This window comes from Amycolatopsis sp. Hca4, from assembly GCF_013364075.1.
GTDB lineage: Bacteria > Actinomycetota > Actinomycetes > Mycobacteriales > Pseudonocardiaceae > Amycolatopsis.
Map to the genome: position 1 here is coordinate 3,419,937 of NZ_CP054925.1, position 16,303 is coordinate 3,436,239.

At 71.1% G+C, this 16,303-nt stretch carries 15 protein-coding genes; 9 read left to right on the plus strand and 6 right to left on the minus strand.

What is annotated here, in order from left to right; translation table 11 throughout:
* The first annotated feature begins 11 nt into the window (after positions 1 to 11).
* The gene (locus HUT10_RS15115; RefSeq protein WP_176171794.1) at positions 12 to 2,369 is read left to right on the plus strand and encodes a penicillin acylase family protein; all 2,358 of its coding nucleotides are present in this window, start codon (positions 12 to 14) and stop codon (positions 2,367 to 2,369) included.
* 30 nt (positions 2,370 to 2,399) lie between these two features.
* On the opposite strand, the gene HUT10_RS15120 is transcribed toward HUT10_RS15115, so the two are convergent.
* The 3 genes from HUT10_RS15120 to HUT10_RS15130 are packed head-to-tail and all read right to left on the minus strand — an operon-like array spanning position 2,400 to position 4,670.
* Positions 2,400 to 2,609, minus strand: coding sequence for a hypothetical protein (locus HUT10_RS15120; RefSeq protein ID WP_176171795.1), 210 nt, complete (start codon positions 2,607 to 2,609; stop codon positions 2,400 to 2,402).
* A 19-nt stretch (positions 2,610 to 2,628) separates the two neighbouring features.
* Complete coding sequence (locus tag HUT10_RS15125) at positions 2,629 to 3,018, minus strand: DUF4233 domain-containing protein (RefSeq protein ID WP_217709610.1); 390 nt, start codon at positions 3,016 to 3,018, stop codon at positions 2,629 to 2,631.
* Positions 3,015 to 4,670: a folylpolyglutamate synthase/dihydrofolate synthase family protein gene (locus HUT10_RS15130; protein ID WP_176171796.1), complete on the minus strand. Its 1,656-nt coding sequence runs from the start codon at positions 4,668 to 4,670 to the stop codon at positions 3,015 to 3,017. The genes HUT10_RS15125 and HUT10_RS15130 overlap by 4 nt, the downstream gene beginning before the upstream one ends.
* A 74-nt stretch (positions 4,671 to 4,744) precedes the next feature.
* Between HUT10_RS15130 and HUT10_RS15135 the strand changes: the two genes are divergently transcribed.
* Both HUT10_RS15135 and HUT10_RS15140 read left to right on the plus strand, forming a co-directional pair.
* Positions 4,745 to 5,380: a bifunctional 2-polyprenyl-6-hydroxyphenol methylase/3-demethylubiquinol 3-O-methyltransferase UbiG gene (locus HUT10_RS15135; RefSeq protein WP_176171797.1), complete on the plus strand. Its 636-nt coding sequence runs from the start codon at positions 4,745 to 4,747 to the stop codon at positions 5,378 to 5,380.
* A gap of 72 nt (positions 5,381 to 5,452) precedes the next feature.
* Entirely contained in the window at positions 5,453 to 6,325 is an 873-nt protein-coding gene (locus tag HUT10_RS15140) for an SGNH/GDSL hydrolase family protein (protein ID WP_176171798.1), read from the plus strand.
* Here the strand turns inward: HUT10_RS15140 and HUT10_RS15145 are convergent.
* Together HUT10_RS15145 and HUT10_RS15150 are read right to left on the minus strand one after the other, a co-directional pair.
* The gene (locus HUT10_RS15145) at positions 6,309 to 7,085 is read right to left on the minus strand and encodes an alpha/beta fold hydrolase (RefSeq protein WP_176171799.1); all 777 of its coding nucleotides are present in this window, start codon (positions 7,083 to 7,085) and stop codon (positions 6,309 to 6,311) included. The two genes, HUT10_RS15140 and HUT10_RS15145, sit on opposite strands and share 17 nt — an antisense overlap.
* 3 nt (positions 7,086 to 7,088) lie before the next feature.
* Positions 7,089 to 7,850, minus strand: a complete 762-nt coding sequence (locus tag HUT10_RS15150; protein WP_176171800.1) for an alpha/beta fold hydrolase — start codon at positions 7,848 to 7,850, stop codon at positions 7,089 to 7,091.
* Between the two features lie 70 nt (positions 7,851 to 7,920).
* Between HUT10_RS15150 and HUT10_RS15155 the strand changes: the two genes are divergently transcribed.
* Positions 7,921 to 8,823, plus strand: a complete 903-nt coding sequence (locus HUT10_RS15155; RefSeq protein ID WP_254896878.1) for a LysR family transcriptional regulator — start codon at positions 7,921 to 7,923, stop codon at positions 8,821 to 8,823.
* Positions 8,824 to 8,877: 54 nt separating this feature from the next.
* The gene (locus HUT10_RS15160) at positions 8,878 to 9,873 is read left to right on the plus strand and encodes a hypothetical protein (protein ID WP_176171801.1); all 996 of its coding nucleotides are present in this window, start codon (positions 8,878 to 8,880) and stop codon (positions 9,871 to 9,873) included.
* A 286-nt stretch (positions 9,874 to 10,159) separates the two neighbouring features.
* Here HUT10_RS15160 and HUT10_RS15165 read toward each other — a convergent pair whose 3' ends face one another.
* Positions 10,160 to 12,781, minus strand: coding sequence for a valine--tRNA ligase (locus HUT10_RS15165; protein ID WP_176171802.1), 2,622 nt, complete (start codon positions 12,779 to 12,781; stop codon positions 10,160 to 10,162).
* Between the two features lie 58 nt (positions 12,782 to 12,839).
* Here HUT10_RS15165 and HUT10_RS15170 point away from each other — a divergent pair, with 58 nt between their 5' ends.
* The 4 genes from HUT10_RS15170 to HUT10_RS15185 all read left to right on the plus strand — a co-directional run bounded on the left by HUT10_RS15170 (position 12,840) and on the right by HUT10_RS15185 (position 16,040).
* Positions 12,840 to 13,133 (plus strand): hypothetical protein, encoded by a 294-nt coding sequence (locus HUT10_RS15170; RefSeq protein ID WP_176171803.1) that lies wholly within the window; start codon positions 12,840 to 12,842, stop codon positions 13,131 to 13,133.
* Between the two features lie 51 nt (positions 13,134 to 13,184).
* A complete protein-coding gene (locus tag HUT10_RS15175; RefSeq protein WP_176171804.1) occupies positions 13,185 to 14,183 on the plus strand; it encodes a hypothetical protein in 999 nt (332 codons plus the stop codon).
* 52 nt (positions 14,184 to 14,235) lie between these two features.
* Entirely contained in the window at positions 14,236 to 14,673 is a 438-nt protein-coding gene (locus HUT10_RS15180) for a MarR family winged helix-turn-helix transcriptional regulator (protein WP_176171805.1), read from the plus strand.
* 65 nt (positions 14,674 to 14,738) lie between these two features.
* The gene (locus HUT10_RS15185) at positions 14,739 to 16,040 is read left to right on the plus strand and encodes an MFS transporter (RefSeq protein WP_176171806.1); all 1,302 of its coding nucleotides are present in this window, start codon (positions 14,739 to 14,741) and stop codon (positions 16,038 to 16,040) included.
* Positions 16,041 to 16,303: the final 263 nt, after the last annotated feature.

A 16,303-nucleotide genomic window follows, 5' to 3' on the forward strand; every position in this document is an offset into this window, starting at 1 on the left:
GGGGGTCCGCAATGTCACACATCAGGAAGGCGCTGGCCGTTCTCGCGGTCACGCTCTCGGTGTCCACGCTCGGCGCGGGGGTGGCGAACGCCGGGCAGGACGGCGCGAAAGCCGTCCTGCGCTACACCGAACACGGCATCCCGCACATCGTCGCCGGGGACTTCGCCGGCCTCGGCTACGGGTACGGCTACGCGGCGGCGACCGACAACGTCTGCGAGCTCGCGAAGATCTACCTCACGGTGAGCGCGCAGCGGTCGCGGTACTTCGGCCCGGACGGCGAGGGCTACCGGTCGCTGTCCGAGGCGAAGGACAACCTGCACAGCGACCTGTTCTTCCAGCAGCTCAACGACTCCGGCGTGGTCGACCGGCTGGTCGCGCAGCCCGCGCCGCAGGGGCCGCGGCCCGAGGTCCGGCAGGTCGTTTCCGGTTACGTCAAGGGGTTCAACGCCTACCTCGCCCGCACCGGCCGGTCCGGGATCACCGATCCGGCCTGCCGGGGCGCGGACTGGGTCCGGCCGATCACCGAGCAGGACTTCTACCGGCACTTCTACTCCATCGCCGTCACCGGCGGCCTGGGCTTCGTCACCGAAGGGCTGTTCGCCGCGCCGCCGTCCGGGGCACCGGCACCGGCCGCGGGCACGCCCGCGCAGCTGTCGGCGAGCCTGCGGGACGGGCTGGGCAAGGGCGGGCTGGGCAGCAACGGCATCGCCGTCGGCGCGGACGGGACCGCGGCGGGCAAGGGCAGCGTGCTGCTCGGCAACCCGCACTACCCGTGGCACGACGGGCGCCGGTTCTGGCAGAGCCAGCTGACCATCCCGGGCCGGGTCGACGTGGCCGGGGCGAGCCTGCTCGGCATGCCATTCGTGATGATCGGGCACACCGCGGACGCGGCCTGGACGCACACGGTGTCCACCCCGGTCACGTTCGGCCTGTTCGAAGTGCCGCTGGCGGCCGGGGACCCGACGACGTACGTGGTCGACGGCAAGCCCGAGAAGATGACCTCCCGCACGGTCACCGTCCAGGTGCGCCAGGCCGACGGGACGCTGAAGCCGGTGCGGCAGACGTTCTGGTCGACGCGGTACGGCCCGGTGCTGGACGACGTCGGCGGGATCCCGGTGCCGTGGACTGCGAAGTCGGCGTACGCGCTGCGGGACGCCAACGCGACCAACATGCGCGGGCTGAACACGTGGTTCGAGCTCGACCAGGCGCACAGCACGGCCGACGTCGTCCGCGCGCTGAGCAGCACGCAGGGCGTGCCGTGGGTGAACACGATCGCCACCGACCGGGCGGGCAACGCGCTCTACGCCGACATCCAGGTCGTCCCGCACGTCACCGACGAGCTGGCCGCGAAGTGCAGCACGCCGGCCGGGAAGGAGTTGCTCGCGAGCGACGGACTGGCCATTCTGGACGGTTCGCGGTCGTCGTGCCGGTGGGGTGCGGACCCGGGCGCGGTGGAGCCGGGGATCTTCGCGCCGGACCGGCTGCCGCGGCAGCAGCGCCGGGACTACGAGCTGAACACCAACGACAGCGCGTGGCTCGCGAACGCCAAGGCGCCGCTCACCGGGTTCCCGCGGATCGTCGCCGACCAGGACACCGAGCGTTCGCCGCGCACCCGGGAAGCGCTGCTCACGGCCGAAGCGAGCAAGTTCACGACGGACTCGATGAAGAAGATGCTCTTCGCCGACCACAGCCTCTTCGCCGACCTGACGGCGGCGGACCTGGCGAAGCTGTGCGCGTCGTTCCCGGATGGGCAGGCACCGTCGTCGTCCGGTCCGGTGCCGGTCGGCCCGGCGTGCCCGGCGCTCGCGACCTGGGATCACACGTATTCGCTCGACAGCCGCGGTTCGCTGCTGTTCCAACGGTTCGCCGCGCGGCTGGGCAACGTGGCCCGGTTCACCGTGCCGTTCGACCCGAAGGCGCCGCTGACCACGCCGAACACGCTCAACGTCGGCAACCCGGACGTTCGGAAGGCGTTCGGGGACGCGCTGGTGGACTTGCGCACGGCGGGACTGGCCCCGGACGCGCGGCTGCGCGACGGCCAGGCCGTCACGCGCAACGGCGAGCGCATCCCGGTCCACGGCGGGCAGGGCTTCCTCGGGGTGCTGAACGTGCTGACACCGGTGTGGGACCCGAACGGCGGCAACGTCGAGGTCGCGCACGGGTCGAGCTACCTCCAGGTGGTCGGCTTCGGCGGGCGTGGCTGCCCGGACTCGTCGACGTTGCTGACGTATTCGCAGTCGGCCAACCCGGCGTCGCCGTACTTCAGCGACCAGACGAAGCTCTTCAGCCGGGGTGAGTGGGTGCGGGAACGGTTCTGCGAAACCGACATCCTCCGCTCGCCGGCGCTGCGGGTGGTCGCGCTGCGCTGACGTCCGGCTCGGCTCGGCGGAGGCGGGCGCTCAGCCGTCCGTCTCCGCCGACAACGTGCGCAGGTCCGCCAGCGCGTCGCTCATCGCCGCGGCCTTCGCCAGATCACGCTCGACGACCTGACCCGCCGCGACCGGAGCGCGATCGAGACGCTCGGCCGGGCCCCGCTCGGCTCGGGCAAGCCGTTCGTGAGCACGTCCGGCACGCTGGTCATGCCCGCCGGCCGGGTGAGCACCGAGCACGGCGACTACCTCTGACGGGTCACGGCTGGGGCTGCTGGCTCGCCAGCGTCCCCGCCGCCATGCGGCGGGCGACGTCCCGGCGCAGCCACAGCAGCCACAGCCACACCGCCAGGAAGATCACGCCCAGCACCGCGATCGCCGGCAGCCAGAACACCAGGGCGATCAGCACCACCTGCAGCGCCAGCACCACCGGCACCGCCCACGTCCGCTTGACGAACCCGCACGTCACGACCAGCAGCACCGCCACCGCGATGACCGTCCAGCCCGTACCCGTCGAGATCCCGCCGCCGAGCTTGTTCACCACCGGCAGGGCCAGTGCGACCGTGATCGCCTCCATGATCAGCGTCCCCGACATCACGCCGCGGAAGCCCTTCATCGGGTCCTTCGGCTTCTGCGCAGGCGTGGTCACGCCGGCTCCTTCCCGAACAGCGTGCGGGCTTCGCCTGCCGTGACGACCGATCCGGTGACCAGCACGCCGCCGCCCGAGAGCGGCTCCTCCGGGTCGTCGCTGGTCTCCACCAGCGCGATCGCCGTCTCGATCGCCGTCTCCAGGTCCGTCTCGGCGACCACGCGGTCTTCGCCGAACACCGAGATCGCCAGCTGGTTCAGCTCCTCCAGCGGCATCGACCGCGGCGACGAGTTGCGCGTCACGACGATGTCCGACACCACCGGCTCGAGCGCGTCGAGGATGCCGAGGGCGTCCTTGTCGGCCATCACGCCGACCACCGCGACCAGGCGGCGGAAGGCGAACTCCTCGGACACCGTCGTCGCCAGCGCGCGGGCACCGTGCGGGTTGTGGGCCGCGTCGAGCAGGACCGTCGGCGCCGAGCGGACGCGCTCGAGCCGTCCCGGCGTCTCGACCTCGGCGAACGCCTCGCGCACCGCCTCGACGACCAGCTGCTTGTCCTTGCCCGCGCCGAAGAACGCCTCGACCGCGGCCAGCGCCAGCGCGGCGTTCGCGGCCTGGTGGGCACCGTGCAGCGGGAGGAAGATCTGGTCGTACACGCCGCCGAGGCCCTGCAGCTTCAGCAGCTGCCCGCCGACGGCGACCTCCTTCTCCAGCACGCCGAACTCGCTGCCCGCGCGGGCCACCGCGGCGTCGACCTCGACCGCCCGCTCCAGCAGCACCTTGAGCACCTCGGGGTCCTGCTCGGCGATCACCGCGACCGAGCCGGGCTTGATGATCCCGGCCTTCTCGCGGGCCGCGCTCACCGCGTCGGGCCCCAGGTACTCGACGTGGTCGAGGCCGATCGGGGTGATGACGGCGACGTCGGCGTCCGCGACGTTCGTGGCGTCCCAGGCGCCGCCGAGGCCGGCTTCGAGCACCGCGGCCTCCACCGGCGCGTCGGCGAACGCGGCGAACGCCATCCCGGTCAGGATCTCGAACTTGCTCATCTCGACGCCGTCCGCCGACGCACCGTCCACCATGGACACGTACGGGGCGATGTCGTGCCACAGCTCGGCGTAGCGCGCGGCGGAGATCGGACGGCCGTCGAGCGCGATCCGCTCGGTGACCAGCTGCAGGTGCGGGCTCGTGTAGCGGCCGACGCGCAGGCCCATCCGGGTCAGCAGCGCGTCGATCATCCGGGCCGTGGAGCCCTTGCCGTTCGTGCCGGCCACGTGCAGCACCGGGTAACCGCGGTTCGGCTCGCCCAGCAGCTGCGTGAGCGCGGAGATCCGGGTCAGCGACGGCTCGATCTTCGTCTCCGGCCAGCGCTGGTTCAGCTCGGCCTCGACGGCCATCAGCTCGCGCCGCGCCTCGGGGCCGTCCGGGTCGCCGTAGTCAACCTGTTCGCCCTGGTCGTCGAGCTCGTGCAGCTCGGTGTCCTCGGGCACGGTGAGGTCGGGCACCGGGCCGGTGGCCAGGTTGTCGCCGAGCTGGCCGACCCCGCCGATCCCGCCGCGCGAGCCGCCGCCGGCTTCGAACGCGACGTCGCGGACGTCCAGTTCCGGGTCGTGGTCGTCGGACTCCTCGTACCCCGACGTCCCCAGCTCGTCGACGCCCGCGAAGCTGTCCAGATCCGACAGGTCCGGCTTGCGACCTGTCTCATCCTGCGGCACTGAATCTCCTCCGGCCTGGGGTTTTCGCACTTGCCTTCCGAGTCTACGTGCGTGAGCGGTGGCACTCTCGACGCATGCCGTTCAACCACAACGACCACTACCACCCACTGCTGCTGGACCTGCTGCCGCCGGGACCCGGGATCGCGCTGGACGTCGGCTGCGGCACCGGCCGGTTCGCCCGGCGGCTGGCCGCGACCGGCATGGCGGTGGAGGCGGTCGACGTCTCGGCGGCGATGGTCGCGGCGGCGGCCGGGCTGGGGTCGCCGGGGCCGGGCGAGATCGTCTACCGGCAGGCCGACGTCACCACCGACCCGCTGCCCGAGGCGCACTACGACTACATCTCGTGCCTGGCGTCGCTGCACCACATGCCGTTCGAGACGGTCGCCAAGCTGCGCCGCGCACTGGTGCCGGGCGGCGTGCTCGTGGTGCTCGGCCTGGCGAAGCCGAGCACGCCGGCGGACTGGGCGAAGGTGGTCGCGGCGGTCCCGGTCAACGCGCTCGCGCGGCTGGTCGTCTACGCCGGCGAACGGCTGAACGGCGGCCCCGAGGAGGGCCCGAAGGCCCCGGTCGTCGACGACTACCCGACGCTGGCCGAGCTGCGCCGCGAGTCGGCCCGGCTACTCCCCGGGAGCACGGTCCGGTCGTTGCTGTTCTGGCGCACCTTGATCACTTACCGTGAGCACGGCGACGGTGACCCGACTGACGGGTGAAGTCCGTCCCGTGGGCGCCCGGGGCTCGCTAAATCTGGGGACAGCCGTCCCCAGAGTGAGAGCGAGGTCTTCATGCGCACCACCCGGCTGCTCGTCGCTGTCCTTTCGGCAGCCGTCCTGCTCACCGCCACCGCGGCCGCCGCGTCGGCGGCCGGGACTGTCCACCACTACGTCGCCCTCGGCGATTCCTACACCTCCGGGCCGTTCATCCCGCTGCAGCGGTCCGACCCGCTCGGGTGCGGGCGGTCGACGGCGAACTACCCGTCGATCCTCGCGGCGACGCTGAAACCCGGCGTGTTCACCGACGTCAGCTGCGCCGGGGCGACCACGGCCTCGATGACCGCGCCGCAGCCGGTGGCGTTCAACGCCACGAACCCCCCGCAGCTGAACGCCCTGCGCCTCGACACGGACCTGGTCACCCTCGGCATCGGCGGCAACGACTTCGACCTCTTCGGCCGGCTGCTGGCGACCTGCCCGGGACTGCGCGCGGGCGCCCCGGCCGGCAACCCCTGCGAGCAGCACTTCACGGTCAACGGCGTCGAGACGGTGCCGATGGCCGTCACCGCCATCCAGCCGCGGATCGAGGCCGTTCTGGCCGCGATCCACCAGCGCTCGCCCGGGGCCCGGGTGATCGTCGTCGGCTACCCGCGGATCGCCCCGGACACCGGGTCGTGCCCGGACGTCCTCCCGTTCGCCGACGGCGACTACGCCTGGCTCAACCGCGTCGAGAGCGATCTCAACGCGGCCCTCGCCGCCGCCGCGGCGAACACCGCCGCGGAGTACGTCGACACCTTCGGCCCGTCGACCGGCCACGACGCCTGCGCCCGCGGCGGGGCGGCGTGGATCAACGGCAAGGACCCGAACATCTTCGCGGCGGCCGCCTACCACCCGTTCCAAGCCGGGATGGCCGGCGCCGCCGCGGCCGTGCTCAAGGCGCTGACCTGACGAAGCCCAGCACGAGCCGGGCGAACTCGTCCGGCAGTTCGGCCGGGGCACCGTGCCCCGCGTCGATCTCGGCGGCGCGCGCGTCCGGGATCGCGGCGACCAGCGCACGCTGCTGGTCCGCGGTGACGATCCGGTCGTGCGCGCTGCCGAGCACCAGCACCGGCGCGGTGATCCGGCCGAGCACCGGCCGCAGGTCGACGGCGCGGTCGGCTTCGATCTGCCGGTCCGCGCCGGGCTGGATCACCGTCTCGAGCGTCTTGACGAGCTGTTCGTTGCTCTCCGCGGTGGCCTGTTCCCAGTACCGCGGCCCGAAGGCCATCAGCGGCAGCATGCGGGCGAAGGTCCCGGTCTCCAGCAGGTCCAGCCAGTAGCGGAACTCGGCGTCCTGCCGGACGTCGGTCGCGGGCCAGGCGGCGTGCAGGACGGCGCTCCGGACGCGGCGCGGGCGGGTACCGGCCAGCTGGGCCGCGACGACCCCGCCGAGCGAGTGCCCGACGACGTGGGCGGTGTCGAACCCGGCGTCGTCCAGGACGGCTTCGGCCTGGGCGGCGAGGGCTTCGACGGTGATCGGGCCGCCGTCGTCGGTGGTCCGGCCGGAGCCGGGGAAGTCCGGGGCCAGCACGGTGAAGCCGTCCGCCTGCGCGGTCAGCGGTGCCCACTGTTCGCGGGAGGCGGCGGTGCCGTGCAGCAGGAGCAGCGCGGGGCCGTCGCCGGTCCGGTCGTAGTGGACGACGGTGTCTTCGAGCGTCACTTCCGGCATCGTTCAGACGATCTCTCGCAGAGCGGCGGTGAACGCGCGCGGGTTTTCCTGGTGCGGCAGGTGCCCGCAGCCGGCGAGGACGTGCACGCGGGCGCCGGGCGTTTCCGCGGCGCAGGTGCGCGGCACCTCCAGGGGGATCTGGGCGTCGAGCTCGCCGTGCAGGTAGGTGATCGGGGTCTTCAGGTCCTTCAGCCGCGGCCGTGGGTCGTAGGTGGTGCATTCGGTGAACAGGGCGTCGATGTAGGTGCCGGAGTCGAGCAGCTGGCGGAGCGTCCAGTCGACGAGCTCGCGCGCGGCGCCGGGTGCGAACCAGCCCGGCACCCAGCCCGCCAGCGTGCCCGCCCGGTCGTCGACGAGCTGTCCGCGCAGGCTGAGGACTTGGTCGAGCATGCCGGTGCCCGGCCAGTACCCGGGACTGCCGACGGCGACGACGTGGTCGACCAGGTCCGGCCGCTTCAGGCCGAGTTCGGTGGCGAAGAGGCCACCGATGCTGGACCCGACGACGGTGGGCTCGATCTCCAGCGTTTCGACCAGCCGGGTGAGGTCGGCGGTGATCTGCGCGATGGTGTTGCCTTCGGCGGGGCGGTCGGAGCGGCCGCACCCGCGCCAGTCGAGGGTGACGACGCGGTGGTCGCGCACGAGGTCGGGCAGGCACGAGCCCCAGACGCGGCCGCTGGTCCCCCAGCCGTGCAGGAGCAGCAGGGCCGGGCCGGTGCCGTCGTCTTCGTAGTGGAGGCGGGTTCCGTTGACTTCCGTGATCGGCATGGGTTCAGCGTCGTTCGCGGGCGCCGGCTTTTCGATGGCCAAGACGCTCCTACACTGATCACGAATCCTGATGAATGGGGGCCGGTCGGTGGAGCTGCGCCAGCTGAGGTACTTCGTGACGGTGGCGGAGGAACTGCACTTCGGCCGCGCGGCGGAGCGCCTGCACATCGTCCAGCCTGCGGTGAGCCAGCAGATCCGGCGGCTGGAGCGGTCGCTGGGCGTGACGTTGTTTTCCCGCACGACGCGTTCGGTGGTCTTGACGGAGGCGGGGCAGCGGTTCCTGCCGGAGGCACGGGAGGTGCTGGCGGCGGCGCGCCGGGCGGCAGAGTCGGTGGCATCGCTGCGCGACGTCCGGTTGCTGCGGCTCGGCACGAGCGAGGGTCTGGGTGACCGGTTGGATGCGCTGCTTCGCGCGTTCGCCCGGGTTTCTCCTTCGACTTCGTTGGAGCTGGTTCACGCGCCGACTCTTCAGCGGTTGCAGCGAGTGCGGGACGGATCCCTGGACGCGACCATCGTGCGGGGTCCCTGGCCTTCGTCCGGGCTCGACTTGACTCCGTTGTGGATGGACGAGGTGTTCGTGGCTTTGCCCGCGTCCCACCCGCTGGCTTCGTCTTCTGTGGTTTCCTTCGCTTCACTGGCTTCGCTTCCCGCGCGGCTGAGTCCGCCGTCGCGGAACCAGCCGCTGTACGACCTGGTGGTTTCGTGTTGCCGGGAGGCGGGGTTCGAGCCGGTGCTGGGACCGGACTTCACGACGGCGCAGGACACGTTGGGAACGCTGGGGTTCGGCCGTCCACACTGGACGGTGTTCTACCGGGCGCACGCGAACCTGCTGCCGGTGCCGGGGGTGGCCTTCCGGCCGTTGAAAGAGCCGACGCCCCGAATGCAGACGTACCTGGCGACGCCTTCGGACCGTCGGGTGACGGCCGAGGTGGTGGCGTTGATCGAAGCAGCGCGGGCGACCGAGACCGGTTGAGGTTCCGCGGCGCGTTGCCCGGGCCCGGGGTCACCGATGGGCCATCATGTCCGGGTGGCCGACGCCGAGCCGAGCAGCAACCCTGCGGAGAAGGAGCAGAAGCCGCCCGAAGGGTTGTCCCAGTTCATCGGCAAGGTGCTCGACCAGCTGAGCTTGAGTGCTTGGATGCCCGCCGCCATGCTGGTCGGCTGCGGCGCGGTGCTCCTGCAACTGCGCAGCCAGGGTAACTTCGACTTGGGCGCAGCAGTGGTCGGGTTGACCGCGAAGCCGCTGGGCATCCTCGTGGTGCTGCTGTTCGCCCTGGTCTTGGCAGCTCTGGTCAGCCAGGCGTTCTCATTCTCGGCGATCAGGTTCTTCGAAGGCTACTGGAAGGGCCCGCTGGTCTGGCTGGGCGTGTACCGCATCATGGTCCGATACAAAGCGCGAAGGTGGCACAGGCTCACAGACAAGCTCCAGGAGCAGACCAATCGGGCGTTCGAAACAGCTAGGCGAGCAATGCTCGACAACAACCGATACGAGCTCGCCTTCGTCCGCTTGGTCGAAGAAGTCTTCCGCCAGGATGAGGTTCCCGACACCCCCGAATACCGGGCAGCGCAATCGTTCGACTGGCGGCGCGTACTCCCTCCGGATGTAGCAAGCAGGGAGTTTCGGCTCGCACAGGCCCAGCGCGAGTATCCGTTCCCGCACCGCATGCTGCCCACAAAGCTCGGCAACATCCTCCGCGCTACCGAAGACCGCATCAGTCGCGGCCAGGACACACAAGACCTCATGCTCCGGCGCGGCGAAGACATCCCCGCCCGGCTACGCCTGCACCACGATCAGTTTCGCACCCGGCTCGACATGTACTGCACGCTGATCTTCGTCCACCTCGGGCTTGCCGCCCTCACCATCGCGTTGCTCGTACCCGCCCGGAACTCGTTGCTGGGCACCGCCGTGACCACCACGGTTTTCTTGTTGCTGGCCATCGCCAGTTACTCGGCCGCCATCGCGAGTGCCCGCGGCTACTGCACGACCCTGAAAGTGATCTTCTCAGTGCCCACTGCCGGGTAACGGCTCCATCGGCAGCTTGTGCCTGGAACACATCGGGGTGCCGATCGAACGAGCCGTTTTATCACAGCCCGGTACCGTGCACCGATACCGCTTCATCTGCGGCTCGGATTCCCCAGGGAGCCGGTCGTCGACCACGAACCGACTTTCCCCCCGCTCACCGCCAGTGTCAACGCACGGCCCGTCGTCAAGAACTATTGACCACACGGTGATTCTTCGTCAGCTTCCCACCGTGGATACGACAAAGCCCGGCACTCCGCGAAAGAGTGCCGGGCTTTCGTCCACAATCTCAGGAAGCCGGCAGCGCCGCCAAGCGGGCCGTGATGCGGTCGATGTCCGCCTCCGCCGTTTCCTTGCGGGTCTTGATCTTCGCCACCACCTGCTCCGGGGCCTTCGCGATGAACGCCTCGTTGCCGAGCTTCGCCTCCGTCTGGGTCAGCTCCTTCCGGGCCGCCGCCAGGTCCTTCTCGAGGCGCTTGCGCTCCGCCGCGACGTCGACCGTTCCCGACAGGTCCAGCTCCACCGTCACCACGCCGTCCGCCAGGGCCACCTCCAGCGAGGCGCTCGCCGCGAAGTCGTCGGCCGGCGGGGTCAACCGGACCAGCGAACGGACCGCGTCCTCGTGGCCACCCGCGTAACCCGCCAGGCGCGCCGCCACCTTCTGGCCCGGCTTCAGGCCCTGGTCCGCGCGGAACCTGCGGATCTCCGTCACCAGCTTCTGGACGTCCGCGATCCGGGCGTCCGCGACCGGGTCGGCGTAACCCGGCGAAGCGGAAGGCCACGAAGCGATCACCAGCGACTCGCCGCCGGTCAGGGCCGTCCAGAGCTTCTCCGTGATGAACGGGATGAACGGGTGCAGCAACCGCAGCACCGTGTCCAGCACGTGGCCGAGGACAGCGCGCGTTGCGGCGACCCGAGCGTCATCTCCCTGGTACAGCTGGACCTTCGCCAGCTCCAAGTACCAGTCGCACAGCTCGTTCCAGGTGAACTGGTAGAGCGCGCCCGCCACCTTCGCGAACTGGAACTCCTCGAACAGGCCGTCCACTTCGGACACCAGTGCGCCGAGGCGGCCGAGGATCCAGCGGTCCGCCTCCGTCAGAGAAGAAGCCTCCGGCAACGGCGAAGCGACCGAAGCGCCGTTCATCATCGCGAACTTCGTCGCGTTCCACAGCTTCGTGCAGAAGTTGCGGGAGCCCGCCGCCCACTCGTCGGCCAGTGCCATGTCCGCGCCCGGGTTGGCGCCGCGGGCCAGGGTGAACCGGGTCGCGTCCGCGCCGTACGCGTCCATCCACTCCAGCGGGTCGATCACGTTGCCGCGCGACTTCGACATCTTCTTGCCCTGCGCGTCGCGGATCAGGCCGTGCAGGTACACGTGGTCGAACGGCTGCGCGCCGTGCATCTGGTGCACGCCGAACATCATCATCCGGACCACCCAGAAGAACAGGATGTCGTAGCCCGTCGAGAGCACGCTCGTCGGGTAGAACTTGGCCAGGTCCTCCGACGACGACGGCCAGCCCAGCGTCGACATCGGCCACAGGCCCGACGAGAACCACGTGTCCAGCACGTCCGGGTCCTGCGTCCAGCCCTCACCCGTCGGCGGCTGCTCGTCCGGGCCGACGCACACGACTTCCCCGTCCGGGCCGTAGTACACCGGGATGCGGTGGCCCCACCACAGCTGGCGCGAGATCGTCCAGTCGTGCATGTTGTCGACCCAGTCGAAGTACCGCTTGCCCAGCTCCGGCGGGTGGATCTTCGTCCGGCCGTCGCGGACCGCGTCGCCGGCCAGCTTGGCCAGCTGCTCGACCTTGACCCACCACTGCAGCGACAGCCGCGGCTCGACCACCGTGTCGCACCGCGAGCAGTGCCCGACCGCGTGCACGTACGGCCGCTTCTCCGCGACGATCCGGCCCAGCTCGCGCAGCGCCGCGACGATCGCCGGGCGCGCCTCGAACCGGTCGAGGCCCTCGAACGGCCCCGGCGCGGTGATCTCCGCGCGCTCGTTCATGATCGTCAGCATCGGCAGGTCGTGGCGGCGGCCGATCTCGAAGTCGTTGGGGTCGTGCGCCGGGGTGACCTTGACCGCACCGGTGCCGAACTCCGGGTCGACGTGCTTGTCGGCCACGATCGGGATGCGGCGGCCGGTCAGCGGCAGCTCGACCTCGGTGCCGACCAGGTGCGCGTACCGCTCGTCGTCCGGGTGGACGGCGACCGCGGTGTCGCCCAGCATCGTCTCCGCGCGTGTCGTCGCCACCACGATCGCGTTGTCGCCGTCGCCGTAGCGGATCGAGACGAGCTCGCCGTCGTCGTCGTTGTGGTCGACCTCGATGTCCGACAGCGCCGTCTGGCAGCGGGGGCACCAGTTGATGATCCGCTCGGCCCGGTAGATCAGGCCCTCGTCGAAGAAGTTCTTGAACACCGTCTGGACGGCCTTGGACAGGTTCTCGTCCATGGTGAAGCGCTCGCGCGACCAATCGACGCCGTCGCCGAGGCGCTTCATCTGGCCGAGGATCTTGCCGCCGTACTCGGCCTTCCACTCCCAGACGCGCTCGACGAACTTCTCGCGGCCCAGGTCGTGGCGCGAAAGGCCCTCACCCGCCAGCTGGCGCTCGACGACGTTCTGCGTCGCGATGCCGGCGTGGTCCATGCCCGGCAGCCACAGCACCTCGTAGCCCTGCATGCGACGGCGGCGGCTCATCGCGTCCATCAGGGTGTGGTTGAGGGCGTGCCCCATGTGCAGCGAACCGGTGACGTTCGGCGGCGGCAGTACGATCGAGAACGGCGGCTTCTCCGACGAGGCGTCGGCCGTGAAGTACCCGGCCGCTACCCAGCGGTCGTACATCGGTGCTTCCTCGGCGGCCGGGTCCCAGGCACCCGGAAGGTCGGTGGTCTGCTGCGGAGCGTTCTCGGTCACAATGGACAAGTCTACGAACCCGTCACGGCGGGTCACCCAGGGGGAAGGCACTCTGACGATGGCAGAGCCTCAGCAGCCGCAGGAGCCGGACGACCGGCGCCTCGAGACGCACCCGGACCTGATGAACCCGGACTGGCAGAAGTACGCCGCACGGGACGCCTGGCTGGGCGCGAAGAAGGACCTCAAGAAGCGGCGCAGGCGAGAACGCCGCGCGGGCGGCTACCAGCAGCCGGGCCAGAGCCGCTGGCCGGGCGTGCTCGCCCTGCTCATCGTGGTCGGCCTGGTCGCTGCGGCGATCATCGTGCACCAGCTGCAGGGCGTCGGCGTCAACGAATTCGCGTACTTCGGGTAACGCCCGTCCCCCACCGTCGATGAGTCAGTCGTCGACCTTGGGGGGACGCACGTGGACGAGGACAACCTGCTCGAAACGCACCCGGACCTGATGGACCCGGACTGGCGCAAGCACGCGCAGACCGATGCCTGGCTCGGTGCGAAGAAGGACCGCAAGCAGCTCCGCAAGCAGCAGAACCGCGCCAGGCGCCGCCCGAGCCGCCGGTGGTGGGGCTTCGCGGCGTTCCTGCTCGTCCTGGCCGTGACGACGACGGCGATCGTGCTGGCCGGCCGCCGGCCCGCCCACGACGCCGGCCCACCGGACCCGACGTCGGTGCCGGACGTCGCCCCGGTCGACCTGGCGCACCCGTACGCGCACACCCCCGCCGACGTCTGGCCGAAGGGTGTGGACGGGATCACCGCCCCCGCACCGGCCGCGGTCGGGTCCTTCAAGGCCGAGACGGTCGCGGAGGCGTACGCGAAGGTCAAGCAGGCCATCACCGCGGCGCACCTCGACCCGGCGGTGCTGACCGGGCACGACGGGAAGGCGTACGCGGCGCTGTTCGCCGCCGACGACCGCGACCAGATCGTGCCCGAGCTGGCCAAGAAGCCGGAGAAGAACCGCGGCGGCTTCGCCGCGTACGTGACCGAGATCGCCGACGGCTACCACCTGCTCGACGCGGGCCCGCGGACGTTCGGCACGCTCACCGCCCGCGCCGGCGCCAAGCCCGGTGAGCTGGTCGTCGAGGCGAAGTACGCGGTCGCGTACGCCTTCGACCACGCCCACCCCAAGGAGCTGCTGAGCCCGGCGGAGATCGTCACGTTCGAGCGCCTCGACGAGACGTACGTGCTCCGGAGCGGCTCTTCGTTCGCGGAGAGCAGCCAGGGCTTGTGGCTCGAGAACACCTCCAGCGCGTACTCGTCGGTGGGCTGCGCCGCGGCCAAGGAGGGCTACCTGGCGCCGGGCTACGCGAACCCGCCGGCGCCGGTGCCGACGACGGGCGAGCGGGACGCACCCGGTTACTACGACCCCAAGTACCCGGTCCCCACCCTCGACGGCTGCCCGGACTAGCCGTTCGTCACATCCAGTTACACAGTTTGGACTGCACAGTTAAACTGTGTGCATGGGCGAAATACCTGCGCACGTCGCCGAGAGCGCCGGCTGGATCCGTGGGGTCGTCGGGCAGCTGCACCGGCGGCTGCGGCACGTCGACAACGCCGGGATCCTGACGCCGTCGCAGTCCGCCGTCATGCACCGGCTTCACCGCGAAGGCCCCGCCACGCAGGGTGAGCTGGCCGCCGCCGAGCACGTGCGGCAGCAGTCCATGGCCGCCACCCTCGGCGTTCTCGACGAGCTCGGCTACCTCGCCCGCACCCCCGACCCGGCCGACCGGCGGCGCGTGGTGATCAGCCTGTCCGACGCCGGCCGCGACACCGTGCGCGGGATCCAGCAGCACCGCGACGAGTGGCTGGCCCAGGCGCTGCTCGACGAGCTGTCCCCGGCCGAACTCGACGCCGTCACGCGCGCGCTGCCGCTGCTGCAGCGCGTCGCCGAACACTGAAGGAGCTCGCCACGACCACCGTCACCGCGCCCGCCAAGTTCGGCGCCCGCCTGGTCACCCCACTGGTGGCCGGCGCGGTGCTCAACCCGATCAACTCCACGCTCATCGCCGTCGCGCTCGTGCCGATCGGGCAGAGCTTCGGCGCCGGACCCGGGCAGACCGCCTGGCTGATCTCGGCGCTCTACCTGGCCACCGCGGTCGGGCAGCCGGTGGTCGGCCTGCTGGTCGACCGCCACGGCGCCCGCCGCGTCCTGCTCGGCGGCGCGACGCTCGTCATCGTCGCCGGGATCGCGGGCATGATCCCGATCTCGGTCGGCTGGCTGACCGGGGTGCGCGTGGTCCTCGGCCTTGGCACGTGCGCCGGGTTCCCGGCCGCGATGGCCGTGCTGCGCCACCACGCCGAGGCGAGCGGCCAGGGCGTGCCCGCGCGGGTGCTGTCGCTGCTGTCGATGTCCGCGCAGACGGTGATGGTGATCGGGCCGACGCTGGGCGGGCTGCTGATCGGGCTGTTCGGCTGGCCGGCCATCTTCGCCGTGAACATCCCGCTCGCGGGGTTGTCGCTGGTCCTGGCGCTGCTGTGGGTGCCGAAGGACGACCGCGGCGCGCGGACGGCCACCCGGATCGACGTGCTCGGCATCGCGCTGTTCTCCGCGACCCTGCTCGCGCTGCTGTTCTTCCTGATGGACCCGGGCGCCGAGGTCTGGCTGCTCGCCGTCGTCGCGGCCTTCGGGACGGCGTTCACGCTGGTCGAGCTCCGGCGGGACGCGCCGTTCCTGGACCTGCGGATGCTCGCGGCCAACAGCGCGATCCTGCGGACGTACCTGCGGCAGGCGCTGAGCTTCATGGCGATCTACGCGATCATGTTCGGGTACGTCCAGTGGCTGGAGACCGCGCGCGGGCTGTCGGAGGAGACGGCCGGGCTGATGCTGCTGCCGATGTCGGGCACGGCGGTCTGCGCGGCGGCGTTCTCCGGGCGGGCGTCGGGCATCAAGGCCCGCCTGGTGACGGTCGCGGTGGCCCTGGCCGGCGGTTCGGCCCTGCTGTTGCTCGTCCACGACGGCACGTGGGTCGGCGCGCTGCTGGCGCTGGCCGCGTTGTTCGGGCTCGCCCAGGGCCTGACCAGCGTCGCGAACCAGACGACGCTGTACCGCGAGGCCCCGGCCGAGCAGATGGGCACGGCGAGCGGCCTGTTCCGCACGGCCCAGTACCTCGGAGCGATAGTGGCCTCGACGCTGATCGCGCTCTGCTACGGCCCGCACGCGGACTCGGCGGGCTTGCACCGGCTGGCCGTGGCTTTGGTCGTCATCAGCGGGCTGCTGTTCGTGGTCACGGTGGCGGACCGGGGGTTGCGCGCGGAAAAGGCGTGACCTCGCGCCAGCCACGAAACGGCTGCCCAGCACCCCCACCCCAGGCAACCGCCGCGCGCGAACCCGAAGGCCGACGCCGGCCGGCCACCGCGCCGGCTCCCTCGGCGAGCTCCTCCCCCTCAGCACCCTCGCCGATCGGGGCAGCGCAGAAAGGCGTGACCGTCGCGCGACCCCGCCCCGCCCACCCCAGGCAAGCGCCCTCACAAACCCCAAGACCCACGCCTGCCCACCCCCGCGCCGGCCCCCTCCTCACTCTCACCGAC